This window comes from Sulfurospirillum multivorans DSM 12446 (genome assembly GCF_000568815.1).
Classification (GTDB): domain Bacteria; phylum Campylobacterota; class Campylobacteria; order Campylobacterales; family Sulfurospirillaceae; genus Sulfurospirillum; species Sulfurospirillum multivorans.
Genome location: NZ_CP007201.1, coordinates 1,779,183 through 1,795,287 on the forward strand (window position 1 = coordinate 1,779,183; position 16,105 = coordinate 1,795,287).

Here is a 16,105-nt window from a genome sequence, read left to right on the forward strand (position 1 = left end):
CATAAAAGTCAAGTGATTATCTTTTATTTGACGATATTCATATATTATTTAGCCGAAATCCTCATCTAAAAATACATCGCTGATAACTGCATACTTCTTAGCATGGAAACCAATCATCTTTTCTGTATCTGCACGGTTCTTATGCCCCATAATTGCTTGAATAGCTGATAAGTGAAAATGCTTACCGTCCTTTCTATGGTTATAAAGGTACAGGGCAAGGCTTACCCTTAGTAAGGTCGCGTTCATCTCCCTGCGTTCGATTTTGGCATACTTTAGCATGGTTTTAACAAGCTCATTCACCTGTGTGGTATTCAGCATTTCATCTTTATTCGTAGGCGCATAGAAAAGGTAGCCGTTTTCGTTCTCTTCTTTAAGTTCAAGATACCTATTGAGGTACTTGATAAGTTTGTTGCGAGGTAGCTCAATATCAATAGTACGACCAATGCTTTTTGATATGCAAATGCTCTTCTTATCCACGATCAGGCTCTTACCTAATTTCAAGCTCACAAGCTCTTTAGGTGTGATCCCCGAATAGAGCATAATCCGACAAATAAGAACGGTTCTGCACTTATCAAATTCATTCTTGAATTTCGCATACTGCGGAAGCATTTTAGAGAAGCGTGCGAACTCTTCATCGTCCATCGCATCGTGTTCTTTCGGTTTTGGCTTTTTGAGTCTCGCTCCCTCATATTCAATGCTGAATTTAAAGCCGTCTGTATTGGTATTTTCAATATACGTCAACAGCTCCAACACACAATCGAGATAACTCTTTTTAGAGCTATCTGCAAGCTCTAAACTATTTGCAAAACTGTAAATCACATCATCGTTAAATTCCGTTATTTCGGAAGCGTTTTCGAGTGCAAAAGGATAAAATTTAGAAACACTATTTAAGATCAACGAAATAGATTGCAACCCATGCTGTCTAAGCTCTTTACATGTAGATTGCACTTTTGAAAGATCGTTTGCATTGAGCAGGAGATCACGGTACAGGATAATATCATCAACGGTGTTCTCTTTAGAGATTTTAAATAGCTCCATCACTTTGTGAGCCAAGTATGCTTTTACCCAATGTAATAGGTTTTCTTGGTAGGTTTTGAATGGTTTTAAGGGATTATTTTTCATGCTTCTCAATCTTTTTTAGTGTACTTAAGTCAAGTCGTGCAGTGCATCCAAGCACTACGCTCCATCCATCTTTCTTATTATACTTATCTTTCCGAAAAGTATAATAATTTGCTGTTTCATTCACTCGTAATTCATATTCTTTGCCTTGCCATATCATTGTACATGTATGGGTAACTTTACGCTTGTTTTTCATGATTTTGTAGCTCTTTTTTAACTTTGTGTTCTTCAAACATCTTAAGCATTTTAGCCTTAACGGACAGTTCTTTTTTGCGCTTTAGTACGGGTGGAATGAACTCTTTAATTGCGAGGTCTTTTAACCAAGGCTCATTTAACCCATGTACATATTTACTACTGAAATACGAATCCGATTCATTTGCCTTATTGCCTCTTGCAATACTCATCACATTACTAGCGCCTTGCAGTAACATATCTCTACGCCAAATAAATTCTTTATAATGCCGACGTCGCCAAATATTGATCGTAAATTGACGGGAGTTTTTGCCAAGAAGATTAGAAGCTACTTCGGACAACGCTTCAACCCCACCTCTTAAACTCTTTATCCAAGAGCTTGCTCCTTTATAAGCAGAGAACTGTTCTTGAAACTCCGTAGTCCAAATATGCCCAATGACAGTTTTATCTTGTTTTAGTGGTTTTGACTTCTTTATAATATTGATTTTGCCTTTGCTGTCGAACGTAATAATTCCTACATGTAAAGGGATATTTTCGGGTATATGTTTGCTTTCAAAAAGTGCGAGCCAAACTTCATCAGCGAATAATGAACTGCTTTCAAGTTGTCTTTGTACACGAACAAATGAATCTGTTTCGGCTTTTATCTCAACAAAAATCATTTTTTTCTTATCAAAAACGGCTAAATCAACTATGGAATTTTTACCCCATACCCCACCAATGCCGAACTCAGGTACAATGATTGCGTCAGGGTATCGTTTATTTAACCATTGGAATACAACACTTTTTGCATCAGATGCACGAAAAGCGTTTGTATTCGGCTGTTTTCTTTTATGAAATGTGATAATTGTTTTCGGGTGCATCTCTTCAATCAATTCATACGTAGAAAAATGGGGTGGTAGAATTGGCATATCAGTGTATTTTAGAGCACTTGCCACTTCATCTTTTAGTGTTCTGCCTCTAAAATCTCCATTGTAATGAGTGTGCCACCCCTGTGTTCCTATAATTTTAAACTCAAAATGCCCACTGGCGTAGTTGTCCAATTCGCTTTTAAGCTTTCTCCATGCGTGCCATCCCGTCTTTACTTCTTTACGGTGGTATGGGTCAACATTATGTGTAGTGAGTTCACCATCTAACAACCAAAATTGCTGACCAGTTTTAGCATAGCCATCTCTTGCAGAACGTCCATTTACAAACCACACCACATATCCATCATTTAAAAGATTTTCGAGCATCCAAGGAAGCTTAAATTTTGCTTCATCATCTTCCCAACCGTCGGGATACATACGTTTATTCATGTAATTTCTCATTCGCTGTTTTTAAATTCCTAGTCCACTCGATAGTTTCCAATTCAAAAACGAAAAAATCGCCTTTGCCTAGTGGCGTTTCAATGCCTCGCTTTAATTCAATGCTTTTGCATTTAACCATCATAGTAGGAACGTCACGACCATAGCCATTTTTAAACTCAATGAAGTAATAAGGGAATGGGATAAACTCAACTACATCGTGAAAGTCCTCAAAAACTGTACTCCCAATACCGCACAATCTCTTAACCCAATAAGGTTTCACTTCTCGGTACTCTTCTTTCTTTGTGCCGTTAAGGATCTGATTAAAATATTCACGCTTGAGCGTTAAAGGTAAGACATTACTCATTGCATGTTTCCTCTCTACTTGAATCAAACAAATCGCCACCATACTGTTTTTTGCTGTGTTCGTCTTTATTGGCTACTGCCGTATTGTATCCGTGTTTGATTGAATCATAATGATTAATCCAGTATTGCTCTCTTTGATTGATATAGGTGCGTTTATCTTGATAGCTGATACCGTTTGCTGTTAGCTCTTTATGTGTGATGATCTCAATTACCTCAAAAAGCCAATCAGAAATTTCACTTTTACAGATCGCCTCATGGAACATAGAACCGCTTCTAGGCGAAGCGAAGTGTTGATACCATCTAAAGGTCGCATATTGTGTCGTTTGTCCAATATAGACCATTTGTGTGTGTTTATTGGTGATTTTATAGATACATGGATTGTGAATGCCATTGTTCTCAATCATCGTCTTGTAAATTCTTTCCTCTTCTCTTAACTGATTGTTTCTGTCTCGTGCAATATCGGTACACTCCGTAGAGCAACAACTCGAAGCACCTCTTTCGTGTCGATTGTTTTTTTCAACCAAAGTGTACTCTGCTCCGCATATCTCACATGAGCGTTTGCTGTTCCAATGTTCGTCCCAGTATTCATCAGGTGGATAGAGCTTTAAGAGGTAATCGTTTTTAATGCCAATATCCTCTACTTTGCCACTGGTCATAGTCATTTTAGCGTTAAACTCTTTTTCAAGTAGATCTCTTGCCTCTTTTTTTGAATTGGCTTCGATATACCCTATTTCAAAATCTGCCCATGACCATTGCTTACCATCAGATGATGAGTATTCAGGAATTTTCAATCTATAAAAGAATCTTGTTTTTTGAGAGGGCACTATGGTCGCTAAGAAAGGATTGTCAATAAGTCTGCATGTGTACTTGACAATGTATTTATGACTGTACAATGTTTGCTTGATTTTTTGAGGCTCTTCTCTTATTTCCTCTTCACTTTTAAACGATAGTGCATACGAACTGTCTTTGTTTTCGTCCACTATAAAATTCACGTTGTCTAAATAGAAGTTTTCTAACTTCTCTATGACAACATCTTTTATCTGAACGAAGTACCTTGCTTGATCTTGCTTCATAAATCGTTGATTGGTGTGTTTGATGTCTTGTTGGTTTGAATTGAACCTGTAATGCACCACATCCTTTTCATCTACGATAAAAGGCTCTTTGATGTACAAAATTTCATTTGTACCATAGTTGCTTACAATGTTCTTTTTAAGAGCTATACCATAGCGATGTTGGAATCGCCATGTGCCTGTAATACCTGTTTCAAATTCATATCGAATTTGATAGCCTACTACTTCATTAAATGGGTTATTGTCTCGCAAGTGAGAGCATTTGTCTTGTATCGCCAACCGCAAATTCAAAATTTGGTTTGGGATACTCTTGATCTCTTGAGTGAGAGTTATCTCTTTTGAGGTGAGTAAATTATTGAGCTGTTCTTCGGTGTCAAACTGCACGCTTTTAAGATCGTAAATCATTATGGTATTCCTCTAATATTTACTTGCCACACAATGACCGTGTGACCATTTGTATTCTTGCAGATCTTCAAGTTGCATGTTTGGATATTTTGCCTTTGCCTCTTCAAGTACATCAAGAAGCGTAACGGCTTCGCCTCTACGTTCACCATCTTTGTGAAGCTTCCCACATACACCTAGGTTTTTAACGGGCATATCACTCCACGCATTGAGCTTGTTTTGTTCAAGCTGTACCCACTCATTAAAACGATCAGGATAGGAGTGATAGAGCCATAAAAGCTCTAAGTGATTGGAACCATACGGGCAAAACATACAGTTACTAGGCATTGGGAGTTGAAATCCAAGTGATTTGATATAAGCTTGACACGCAGAGCGATCCATACCAACACCCAATAAAGGATATTCAACGATAACAGATTGTTTTTTCCACGCAATCGTCTCTTTTTCAGCATCTTGCACCCTCTTCTCTTCACCTTTTGCGATTCCTACGAGCCAACGGATTTTTCCAAAGTATTTGGCAAAGTAAGCATAGGCTCTCTTGCGTGCCATCTTTGGAATATCGTAATTTTCCATAAGCCATTTTTCAACGTAGTTGTATTGAGGGTTAAGTTTTAATTGGTGTGTGCAACTCTTATGAAATGCTACGCTTCCAATATTAGCACGAGGCGGTATTTCCCATTGATACACAAGACTTTTCCAACTTGGAGCGTGATAGCCCATGTCACTTGAAATTGTTGTAAATTCAATTCCATGCTCCTCACAAAAAGGAATGATTACTTCATCACGATATTGATAGGTAAAAGGGTGCTCATTGCCAGTGTCACTAAAGAGCACTAAGAGCTTTTCAGGCGCATAACGAGCACGAAATTCCGCATCATAAACAATTTTAAAGAGAATGGTTGTGCTGTCTTGACCCAAGCCCATACTTAGTACAGTAAGATCACTGAATGTATTTTGTATCTCAACGCCAGCTTGTGCGAAGATATTAGAAGAAGGGATTGTCATTGGTTATTCTTCTTATACTTCTCGATTCGCACCAAACACTCTTTGCATGTAATGACATGTTGGATATCCTCGATTTTAATATCTGTGTAAAGAGGAATATAAAGTCCTTTTTGTTGTGAACAAAGGTATTGATTTGTCTTGCGCTTGAGAGATCCACTAACATAGTCTTCTTGCAAAACAACATGCCTAACCGTATTGCTTTTACATCCATTACCAGATGAAGATTCGGATAACCCACTAAGAGCTATTTTGATGTCAGCAATAAATTTAAAAGGAAGGTTGTATTGCTCCCAAAATTCAATACGTTCTATTTTATCTTGAAGGGCGTGTATTTCAAATCGTTTTTCTCTAATTTTTTCTGCGATCTCTTCTAATGTTTTACGGTTAAGCTTATGCTCTTCATAGTTTGTTTTTTTAGCAACATTGAAAAACCTACCACCAAACCAGAATACAAGATCTTCTCGTTGTCCTTTTTTAAAAAAGGCATCAATAACATTTTGGTCTTCGTCAAAGTAGAATTTTTCTGTTTTATCATTATTGAGGATAACGTGTACGATGCCATCTTCATAAAATGCATCGTACACGTTATTAGCATTAATTAAACGCGGATTGGTATAGTGTTGGGTTACATGAAATAATTGTAAGCGATTGTTTTCAAATTTAGTTTGTTGCTCAAGCAATTCAGAACATTCTTTGCCCACAATTTGAAGTTGATCTTTTAATAATTTCATGCCCTACTCCTATAACTTTTTCTGCTCAAATTATAGGATAATTTAGTCTTATTGTCAAGTGAATATCTTTTATTTAGCGATATTCACTTAATTTACAAACCCGTGTTTACTGCTAAAAATTAAAAAAAACAGCTCTCAAGTGTTAATCATGTTGTAGAGGTTTTACCATGGAAATATTTCTTTGAAAATACGCAAAAAAGTATTTTGGAATCAAAATTTTTGAAAGTTTCTATAATTAATTCTGTGCTTCAAATATGAATAGATCTTGAAAAAATACGCAAGGAGAAAAGATGATAAAAAAAATAATCACCCAAGTAATAATTATCGTATTAGTTATTCTATTTTTTATCACACCTCTTTATTAAGAGGTGTGCTTTTTCAATGATATTGTTGGCATTTTACAATACTCCTAATTTAAAAAACTGTCTGTCGAATAAGCCTCTAAAAATCGTATCATTTTAATTGCTATTTCATCAACTTGATTTGTCGGGCAAATAGTTTCTCCATTTTTATTAATCACAATTTGAAATATTTTTATTTTACTGAAATCAAAAAAATCAGAAGTAGAAGTATTTGTTTCATTTTTTTGGATTTTAAAATTTCGCGCTTGAAGCTGATTAATCAAATTTTGATACTGCTGTAAATGATATTGACCAAATTCAGTTGTTTTATCACTATAAAGTGAATGTTGCAATAGGTATTGAAGAACGTAAAAGCCTCCGATAAGTCTTTCGTCACTAAAAGTTTCCATTATTTAATATCCTAGTTTTATTTTTAGAATATAAATATACTGCTGCTTTACTGTTATGTATCTTATTCTTTTAAAAATTCATGTTTAAAAATTTCATGACAATTCAACCCATCTGTAATTTTATAGAGTGACGTGCTCTTATCTTGATAAATATTGATAGCGCGCCTCCAGTAATTGATTGGAAAAACCTCAACATACGCTTTAAATGCCACCTCATCTTCTTTTGAAATTATAAAATGAAAGAAGTACCTATGTGATTCATTAAATACCGGTAATGTCATAATAAATCCCTACTCAAAATAGTGATCTTACCGCTTAAGACACCACGCTTCACTTGCTCTTCAAACTCTCTGATCTCATTACATGTAAGATCATTTTCTATCCGAACACTATTTTGAAAATCGACCAAATGGCTTTTGAAAAGTGACATCTTTTCAAATTCTAATACAAACTGCCTCGCAAATTCGTTTTCAACGTGTGAAAATGTATTTTTTACATGTAAAGCATTCGCCACTTGATTGCAGGACTGGCAGAGAGAAAAAAGAGTCGTTATTTGACTAAAATTCAACCTTTCTTGTCTTGTGACACTTGAAAGTTTTTGACAATTTATTTTTGAGCAGTATCCTATATGAACCATATCTTTTACCTTGTAAATTCAATATCGAATAAAAGAGTACTTGTAACGCTTGGTTTCGGCAGTACATCAAATTTCAATTTCTCCACAGCCATTAGAACGACATCATCAAAGATCTTTTTCCCTGATGTTTGATTGATTTTTGAAGAAACAAGCTGTCCCATCTCATTGATCGTAATAGCCAGTTGTACGGTACCAAACCAAGCGTTTTGCTGTGCAATAGGAGGGAAAATTAGATTAGCTAAAATCTTCCGTTTAATGAGCTCAAAATCAATTTTTTCAATGGGATGCTTTGTATTCGCCTCAAAATCTTTTTCTGAGATTTTTTTAGGTTCACTGACGATACCAGTAGTATCCAAATTTTTAGACTCATTAGGCAATGCCCTCTTCTCTTCTTGTATTGGTGCCGTTATGATCCGATCGATTTCAATAAGTTCTATCTGAATCGATTCTTGATGCCTCTTTGGTTTTTGAATAAAAGAAAAATCCAAAAAAAGAATCAAAGCGACTGTTACATGTAAGAATATTGAGAGGGAAAAGCCTATAATATCGTATCGCTTACTCCTCGAATCATCCATAAAACAATCTCTCGCTCTCATTATTTGTTTTTCAGCAACACACCGTAAAGGTTTTTAGGGTCACATGTCTTTTTTGCATACCCGTAAAGCTCTTTTGCTTTATCCTTATTTGCTGAAATATTGCAATAACCTTTTTCGTATATCTCCGCAGATTTGTAAAGGATTCTGCAGCTATTATTCTCTGTGATCATTGGTAAGTACTTAGCAATTTCATTGTTGTATTCGGCTTGTGTTTTAATATCGAGTGCTTCTTTAATATCTCGCATCAAATACTCATCATAGTATTTGTCTTTGTAATTCATGCGCTCAAGCAGAATAAAAAGACTGTACTCTGCCGAAAGCGAGCTATTCGTCTCTTGTATGCTTTTATCAAAATATGCTTTTGCAGACTTCCAATCATGGATTTTGATTTTGTATTTACGAGAGCCGTCCTCTTGGTCGATCTGCTCAACGCGATCATTGCTAAGCTTACATGCGTCATACGGACATGTTGGAAACTCTTTTTCAACAATCCTAAAGCCCTTTTCGCCCGTATAGAATTTGATCGCTTCTTTAAAATTCTGATCGTCTTTTTGTTTGGTAAGATCATCAGCAATGGTTATTTTTATGCTTGCGGCGCTACTTGCATACATAGAAGTTGCACTTAGAAATACTGCAAAGATCATGGCTTTTAAAATTTCATTCATCGTCTATCCTTTATTGTTAGCAAGCTGCTGTTATGAAAACTCTATTGATATATGGGAATGGATACGGTAATGGTGCGATAATGGGCTCAGCACCCTCTTTTCTTATTGCGATGTGATGTGCGGCCAGTTCTCTTACGAGAGCATCATTTGGCATTTTAAAATCATCATGTAAAAAGACACCCCCATCCATCTCAGCGAGTGGATGATCCGTTACTTTTCCAGTCAAAGTTTCACTAAAATTTATATGGGCGGAGTGCTTGGATTTTACGGTAATACTTGCCTTGGCACTCACCTCATCATTCTCATTGATAAGCTCAATACTATAGGCGCCCTCTTCAGGCACAACAACTGCAATATTAACTACGGCATTTTCCCATAAGCGGTAATAATTATAGGCACCTTCTGGTTTTGTTGGATCGTACCACGTCGTATAATCAATGTCATTGAGCTCTGGTATCATTGAGGGGATTACTTCAACACCGTTCACGTACAAAGGAACGCTTTTATAATGCGTGCGATCGAGCAATTTTTTATCTGGTTCCCTTTCCTCTCGCTCATTTGCCAAACAAATCACGGTGACTTCATCTTTTTTAAGAGAATGTGTTTTACTGTACTCAATGTATCCTGGACAAAGTTCATTCTCAAAGCACCTTCCTTGCAAGTAAAACTTCACAGGGTTGTGCATCTGATGGCACGCTTCGATATTCCATGAATCCTTATTAGCTTTCAGGATAATGAGATCATCATCTAAATCGCCAATCATGTGTATGTGTGCCTTTTGGGTACCAGGAGGACTCGTTAAGGAGTCCAACGCGTTTGCAAACGTCGTAATCAGTGGCAGAAGACCGAGTGTTTTTAAAAAAGTACGCCTAGCCTTTCTTTTTTTGATTTCGAGAACTCTTTGTACGTCATGGAATTGCTCATCAAACATAGTCATCTTCTCACTTTTTGAGATTATCATAGAAGAGCGCTGCATCACTTGTCTTACCGCAATTGTTGATACGTTCAGATAGAACGATGGCTTTGTAGGCATAAAGAGCATCTTTATCGTTTTCGCGCTCTTTTAGATCGAGCAAGATCGCAAACTTACGGCTTCTGCAAAACTTATCCTTTTCGTTCCACATTACAACACCATCGAGAGAGTTTGTACACTTCTTTGCCCAGTAAAAGTCCGCTAAGACCTCAGCACTTTCCCGTGATGAGGGAATAACACCTTTTAAAAATAGATCGTCCATATCACCCTCTTTGGGTGCGCTCATCTTTTCAAAGGTACGAAGGCTCTCATATTGGATCTGTGAGTCAGCATACAAGGGCATGCCCGCTGATAGTGTAAGCAAAGACAACCCAGTGATCATCTTCAGAGTAAAACCACCTGATTCAAACATTCGCGAAATAATATTGCGGTACTTTGTAGCGTTTAGGTAAATCATGTGAATGATATGAATAACGCTGGTCCACAAAAGCGCCCAGGCACTATAGTGATGGATATTTCGATACAATCCGCGATAATAGCCAACTTCCATAAAAGGAATGGTTCCGCGGTAGTATCTAAACCATCCGGAGACCAAAAGAAGTGTCATTGAGATTAGGAAAAGAATAGTGATCGGATTTTTCTTGATCCCATTTTTTGTAAATGCCAAAACAACACCTATAACCATCGCGGCATACATAACGATTCCAACGAGGAAATGATACTGATAGAGTTCACCCCGAATCACGCGTGATAAGATGAACTTTGCACCGTTGCCGGCTACAATCTCTGCTTCATTGAAAATAAATTCTGCTGTGTCATGCATGAGGTGTGGTACCGAAAAAGACGTGCATCCAAGCCACCCAGTAACCCCAAGAAAGATTGCCATTAACAACAACGCCCAGTGATTCAACTTTAATGTCCAATGTAGCCAGTTTGTTTTAACCACGGACATTATCTCTTTGAAGTTTGTTCTCATACTAAATCCTTGTTCTTTGCTTTATACGTGGAGGTAATGCTCTCAAAAATACGATCAGAGCAGAAAAACCAATGAGCCCAATCACGTAAAAAAGTGATGGTTTAATATCTTCCCTATAGTCTTTTTTCCTATTGGAAAAAAGTTCACTTTCATACAGCACAAGCTCTCTTAGGCTCTTTGAAAAAGAGTATGCGGCCTTGGTTGAGAAGGTCTCAAAATCGATCTCTTTGGCATACAATAAGTCCTTTTTTGCATTGTCAATATCATTCATTTGCTTATAGGCTTTAGACCTCAAAAAGTATGACTTCGCGACAACTTTTTGATCAGGCGCTGTGGTAATTGCCTCATTGCATAAATCAATCGCCTCACGAGAACGGTTGTTCTTTGTCGCATCTTCAATTTGTACAAAAAGCTTTAGGTACTCTTGTGGGTAGGAGTACACATTGCTTGGGCGAGAAAACTTTGGAGTATATAACGCGATATAACCAGATATTCCTGAGAGCACTGATACTAAAAACAAGGACATTAAAAAAAGTTTCATTCATTTCTCCCTACTATTAAGAAACAGTCTATGTCGAGGCAATAAAGCTTTTTGTCTCACCTAGAAAATCTTCAATAGGAGCCGGCTTTCCAAAAACATACCCTTGTAAGAAGTCGGCACCTAACTCTAAAACTATTTTGAGAATTTCTTCATCCTCAACAAACTCAACGATCGATTTTTTATTGTTAAATCGAATTGCTTGAATAAAAGCACCTAGAGTGCTCTTTTTGGCTTCGTCGTGTTGTATCCCTGTGACCATAGAACCATCAATTTTTATGAACTCGTACAACCCATTTGATCGGAATATTTGTTCAAAATTAGAAAATCCAGCACCAAAATCATCCAACGCAAATCGAAAACCATATTTCTTTTTAAGATCAACCATTTGCTCAATAACAAGATTTGAAGTATTCATAGATTCTGATACTTCAATGATGCAACGGCTAGGATCAATTTGTTTATCAATCCCTAGTTCATTTAAAAATTGCAATATTCCTTGCTCAAACTCCAGTGAAGAAATGTTCACTGAAAATGACAAAGATAGATGTTCTTTTTGGTAACTTTTGATTTTTTCCAAAATACATTTTGCCATCGTATAACGTTGATGAGGCGTAATTTCACTCATAAACTCTTTAGGTCCTTCAATATTGCCACCATAGCCAACGCGAGAAAGGATCTCGTAGAATTCAACTGAAAGCGATTTTGCGTCAACAATTGGATGTGCATATTGAAGCAAATGGTCATTAATTATTCGCGAAACAATTTCTTTCATATCCTTCCCTTACTCAAAATTAGAAATTAACTTGCATTGATGCAATAAAGCGCCTTGGTTCACCAAGAAATACTTGAGCGCCTCTTGGGCTTGCCGTGCCAAAGCCATCCATAGATCCTGCTGCGAATACACCTGACCAATATTTTTCATTTGTAATGTTGTTTACAGTTAACCTAAAAGTGGTTTTATCCCCAAGAAAATGTTTGGTGATGTAACGCGCGCCAAGATCGATCGTATAGTAGTCACTCGCAAATTGTGAGTTTGCTTCATCAAGCGGTCGATCATCGGTATAGTGGAAATTTGCACTAAAGCCAAGTGTACCAGTGCTGATCGGTAGCAGATAATCAAACAAGACGTTGTATTGCCATTCAGGAACGCCAATAATTTGCTTGCCATTGAGCGTTTTAAGCATTGCATCTTGAAGCTCTGCATTGAGATAGGTTACGCCACCAAGCATACTTAGGTTCTCAATAATTTTTCCACCGGCCATTAACTCAATACCTCGATTGCGTTGCTCACCTTTTTCGGCATAAATTCCATCATCACCTTGGTAAGCGATCGGGCGTGAAATTTGGAAGAGCGCGCTTGAAATGTCAATATTGTAGAGGGTTGTTTTAGCACCAATTTCATACTGTTTACTGCGTGCTGGCTCAAGTATAGTAGTGCTTCCATCTGCATTAGTACCGCTAGACCCTGCTTGAATAGAATCAGCATAGGTTGAGTAGAAGCTTAAATTGTCAATTGGCTTGTAGATCACACTAACGGCATAACTTTGACCTTGTTCGTCGTAGGTCTTTGTTTTTGCACCTGTAGTAGAATAGCTGTATTGGTTTAACCAACTATTACTCATCGTAAGAATAGTTTGCCACTGCTTGTTAAATGTAATCGTATCGCCCACAATAAGGTTATTAATATCGCTTAGAGATGATTTATAGCGATCAATGTTCCCATTAAATGAAGTTGGCTCCCCGAACACCAATGGATTATAAATATTGGCATTTCCAAGGATTGCCGTTGTTCCAGAAGTATTTCGATTAGAGTATCCTGTAAGCTGATATCCGTTGCCACCAAATGCAATTCCATGGTCTAATCCAAGCGCATCGACAGCATTGGTATTGACGTGTGCCATCCAGCTATTAATGTCTGTTCTTCCTGGAGCAGAGAGAGTGGTTTGGACGGCTTGATAGCCCCCAACATTGTTGGTGAATGTATTACTTACACCATAAATACTACGATCAGATCTTTGGTATAAATAACCACCTTCAAAGTACCAATCAGGATTGATGCTGTATTTGAGTTTTGTACTGGCAGTGGTGGTTTCCAAGTCCATACCGGCATATTCTTGTCCTAAGCCAGCTTTTGAACTATCAACAGGGCTTGGGAGTGTGTATCGCGCAACGCCTCCGCTAAGAATAGGCATCACAAAGCTTCCTGCATATCCCTCTTTTTTGTAGTTATAGTGACTAAAGTTTGTTTCAATGATGGCACTATCGCTCACATGCCAATCAAGCGCAATTGCAACAAGTTCCCTTTCAAGTTCACTATTACTTACATATCCCTCGCCACCTTGTTTTACAAGATTGATGCGGTATCCTAAAATACCCTCACGTCCCCCAAAATCACCATGCACTCCAAAGTTTGCATCTTCCGAATAGCTAGTTGTAATGCTATTGTAAAAAGTAGTCGTTGGTCGTTTTTCAACGAAGTTAAAAATACCAGATGGCGTTTGAGGACCATAGAGAGTTCCTGCAATACCATTTAGGATTTCAACATTTTCAAACTGCTCCATGGGTTTAGCCGTGACCGCAAATACTTGCAACCCATCGTAGAAGGTATTTGAGACTACATCGGAGCGGAAGCCGCGCGTTTGAGGACGACCAACCTCAGCACCTCCTCGCATTTCAATTTGAGCAGAAGGAACATATTTAATGATGTCTTCTAAGCCAATTGCTTGCTGATCTTCGATGACTTCTTTCGGAATCGAGTTGATTTGATAAGGTGCATCAGAAGCTTTGAAATTACCAAGGGAACCTACTTTGACACTTTTGTTTAAAAAACCTTCGTTAATGCCATTAGTTGTTTCAGCATTTTTTGAAGCTGATTTGGTACCGCTACCTGTAATAACAACCGACGGAAGCTCATAAACGTCATTTGCTAGAAGCATCGATGCACATATCACACTTAATGTAAAATGTTTTTTCATTTGTTACCTTTTTTATATTAATTTCATACTAAAACTGTTTTATCAAGAGCCTATATTTAGGCTCTTTGTAAAAGACTTTAGATTAAACAGTTTCAAGGACTTTATCTGCACCAGATTCCTCTGAAGGTGCTGTAGCTTCCTCATTAGCAGAAGAAGCTTTTTCTGTTTCAAAATATGCTTCAAGTAGTTCTGCAAGCTTTTGATCGGTTTTTGCCCAAAGGATTAACGTAGCACGGATATGTTTGATTTTTACCTCATACGATTCAGAAAGCTGCTTTAAATTTTGCTCTTTAAAGAAGAGTTTTTCGATCTCTTTTTTATTTGCATCAAGGAATTCATTTTTAAATGGACCACATTTATCAGTGAGAACCTCCACTGGTAACTCTGAAGTTTTTACAATCTCAGAAAGTTTTTTACCAGACTTATAAAGCTTGATTGCCTCTTCGATCTTTTTCGCATAAATAGCTTCTTTGTATTCATTAATGGTTGCTTTTCGACCATAGCCCTTTGCAAGATAACCATTTACCGTTTCATCAAGGGTTTTAACGGCATCGTTTAGTTTTTCTTGAAGCTTTGCCTGCTCTTGAATCATTTCAATCGCAGCATCAGTCTCTCCGCGCTTTGTAAGATATGCAGTCTGATTAAGTAAATACTCCATTACACCAGAAGCCTTATTGAGCACTTCGATAACTTCTTTAATATTTTTGCTTGAACTCACTGTAATACCAAGGTCACGTTCGCCTGAGAACTGTGCAGCTCTAAGACCTGCGTTAATCTTGAAAATCTGACTGATGTTGCTCTTTTTTTGCGCATAGTCAGAAACTGATAAGTCAATACCCTCAATTTGGTTTAAAATGCTCGTTTTAAGAGACTTTGCTCTTTCAACTGGATCAGCTGTTTTTTCTTTAGCCATGGTAACTCCTTTGGTTTGGATGATTTTTTATAAAAATGTGATAACTGTGTGGATGTGGAAATGTACATTGCTATGTAGGTGTTGAGAACATTTAGCAACATATTTAAAAAGTGGTGAAAAAAATGAGAACTAAGGTAGGATAGACTTTGTTAGCCTTTTATCAAGAGATATGGGTAATGGCAATACCCGCTTTTATAGATCTTTCATCTAAAGGAATCCAAGTAGACACCTAAGCCACATATCGTATATGGGCAATGGCGTTTTTCAACGCCACAAAACATAAAAGTTTTGAAAATTATATTTTCATTAAACTTTATAAAACATTAATTTTTATATTATTCTTCATTAGCTTTTTTAGAGTTATTTCCTTTGAGTTGATTTACTATTTTAATCAAATCACCCATTTGTCCATATGCCTCTTCAAGTTCTGTTAATCTTTTCTTAACTTCAACAACTTCTTCACGGTACATTTTTAGTTGAGCGTAAAAATTGATCGCGTCCTCTTTGCTGAGTTGAACGTACTCTTGACCAAAACTTGAAACGACTTTTACTTCACCTTTTGCAGCACGATTTTTAAGTGTGAGTTTACCAATTTTCATCAATTCGACATATAAATCAACAGGCATATAAATATCTTCTCTACTTAAGTTTTCAAAAATTTTGCCACTATTGTCAAGCCCTAAATAGTCCTCAACGATATAACGAATCGTTTTACTAACATTTACACCACCAATACCTGACATTTCTAATTGACTTAAGCGACCAATCAAATAATTTGGCAATGTAATTGAAATATTTCTAGTCATGAGAGGTGGAACAATTGGCGCAACCTCATTTGGTTGTTTTTTCTTATTTGCCATAGCATTATCCTTTACTATTAGTAATTTAAGTAAAAAGTATAACATATTTC

At 37.0% G+C, this 16,105-nt stretch carries 18 protein-coding genes; all 18 read right to left on the bottom strand.

What is annotated here, in order from left to right:
* Positions 1-48 precede the first annotated feature (48 nt).
* The 18 genes from SMUL_RS09250 to SMUL_RS09340 all read right to left on the bottom strand — a co-directional run bounded on the left by SMUL_RS09250 (position 49) and on the right by SMUL_RS09340 (position 16,055).
* Positions 49-1,122 carry a tyrosine-type recombinase/integrase gene (locus SMUL_RS09250; RefSeq protein ID WP_025344987.1) on the bottom strand — a complete coding sequence of 358 codons (1,074 nt, stop codon included), beginning with the start codon at positions 1,120-1,122 and terminating at the stop codon, positions 49-51.
* A complete protein-coding gene (locus tag SMUL_RS09255) occupies positions 1,112-1,315 on the bottom strand; it encodes a hypothetical protein (protein ID WP_025344988.1) in 204 nt (67 codons plus the stop codon). Before SMUL_RS09255 ends, SMUL_RS09250 begins: the two co-directional genes overlap by 11 nt.
* Positions 1,299-2,606 carry a hypothetical protein gene (locus SMUL_RS09260; protein ID WP_025344989.1) on the bottom strand — a complete coding sequence of 436 codons (1,308 nt, stop codon included), beginning with the start codon at positions 2,604-2,606 and terminating at the stop codon, positions 1,299-1,301. Before SMUL_RS09260 ends, SMUL_RS09255 begins: the two co-directional genes overlap by 17 nt.
* Positions 2,599-2,961: a hypothetical protein gene (locus SMUL_RS09265; RefSeq protein WP_025344990.1), complete on the bottom strand. Its 363-nt coding sequence runs from the start codon at positions 2,959-2,961 to the stop codon at positions 2,599-2,601. Before SMUL_RS09265 ends, SMUL_RS09260 begins: the two co-directional genes overlap by 8 nt.
* Positions 2,954-4,435 (bottom strand): GIY-YIG nuclease family protein, encoded by a 1,482-nt coding sequence (locus tag SMUL_RS16665; protein ID WP_025344991.1) that lies wholly within the window; start codon positions 4,433-4,435, stop codon positions 2,954-2,956. The genes SMUL_RS09265 and SMUL_RS16665 overlap by 8 nt, the downstream gene beginning before the upstream one ends.
* A gap of 12 nt (positions 4,436-4,447) precedes the next feature.
* On the bottom strand, positions 4,448-5,437 hold the full coding sequence (locus tag SMUL_RS09275; protein WP_025344992.1) for an adenine nucleotide alpha hydrolase family protein: 990 nt from the start codon (positions 5,435-5,437) through the stop codon (positions 4,448-4,450).
* Positions 5,434-6,168 carry a hypothetical protein gene (locus SMUL_RS09280; RefSeq protein WP_025344993.1) on the bottom strand — a complete coding sequence of 245 codons (735 nt, stop codon included), beginning with the start codon at positions 6,166-6,168 and terminating at the stop codon, positions 5,434-5,436. The genes SMUL_RS09275 and SMUL_RS09280 overlap by 4 nt, the downstream gene beginning before the upstream one ends.
* A 409-nt stretch (positions 6,169-6,577) precedes the next feature.
* Complete coding sequence (locus tag SMUL_RS09285) at positions 6,578-6,919, bottom strand: hypothetical protein (protein WP_025344994.1); 342 nt, start codon at positions 6,917-6,919, stop codon at positions 6,578-6,580.
* A 277-nt stretch (positions 6,920-7,196) separates the two neighbouring features.
* A complete protein-coding gene (locus SMUL_RS09295) occupies positions 7,197-7,556 on the bottom strand; it encodes a hypothetical protein (protein ID WP_025344996.1) in 360 nt (119 codons plus the stop codon).
* Positions 7,557-7,561: 5 nt separating this feature from the next.
* Positions 7,562-8,152, bottom strand: a complete 591-nt coding sequence (locus tag SMUL_RS09300) for an energy transducer TonB (RefSeq protein WP_084613114.1) — start codon at positions 8,150-8,152, stop codon at positions 7,562-7,564.
* Complete coding sequence (locus tag SMUL_RS09305) at positions 8,152-8,817, bottom strand: hypothetical protein (RefSeq protein WP_025344998.1); 666 nt, start codon at positions 8,815-8,817, stop codon at positions 8,152-8,154. The genes SMUL_RS09300 and SMUL_RS09305 overlap by 1 nt, the downstream gene beginning before the upstream one ends.
* A gap of 16 nt (positions 8,818-8,833) precedes the next feature.
* Entirely contained in the window at positions 8,834-9,580 is a 747-nt protein-coding gene (locus SMUL_RS09310) for a hypothetical protein (RefSeq protein ID WP_148295291.1), read from the bottom strand.
* A 178-nt stretch (positions 9,581-9,758) separates the two neighbouring features.
* A complete protein-coding gene (locus SMUL_RS09315; protein WP_148295292.1) occupies positions 9,759-10,676 on the bottom strand; it encodes a cytochrome b/b6 domain-containing protein in 918 nt (305 codons plus the stop codon).
* A 91-nt stretch (positions 10,677-10,767) separates the two neighbouring features.
* Complete coding sequence (locus tag SMUL_RS09320) at positions 10,768-11,307, bottom strand: hypothetical protein (protein WP_025345001.1); 540 nt, start codon at positions 11,305-11,307, stop codon at positions 10,768-10,770.
* 28 nt (positions 11,308-11,335) lie between these two features.
* Positions 11,336-12,079 carry an EAL domain-containing protein gene (locus SMUL_RS09325; protein ID WP_025345002.1) on the bottom strand — a complete coding sequence of 248 codons (744 nt, stop codon included), beginning with the start codon at positions 12,077-12,079 and terminating at the stop codon, positions 11,336-11,338.
* A gap of 19 nt (positions 12,080-12,098) precedes the next feature.
* Positions 12,099-14,282 (bottom strand): TonB-dependent receptor, encoded by a 2,184-nt coding sequence (locus tag SMUL_RS09330; protein ID WP_025345003.1) that lies wholly within the window; start codon positions 14,280-14,282, stop codon positions 12,099-12,101.
* 82 nt (positions 14,283-14,364) lie between these two features.
* Positions 14,365-15,195: a hypothetical protein gene (locus tag SMUL_RS09335; protein ID WP_025345004.1), complete on the bottom strand. Its 831-nt coding sequence runs from the start codon at positions 15,193-15,195 to the stop codon at positions 14,365-14,367.
* A gap of 335 nt (positions 15,196-15,530) precedes the next feature.
* Positions 15,531-16,055, bottom strand: a complete 525-nt coding sequence (locus SMUL_RS09340; RefSeq protein WP_025345005.1) for a hypothetical protein — start codon at positions 16,053-16,055, stop codon at positions 15,531-15,533.
* Positions 16,056-16,105: the final 50 nt, after the last annotated feature.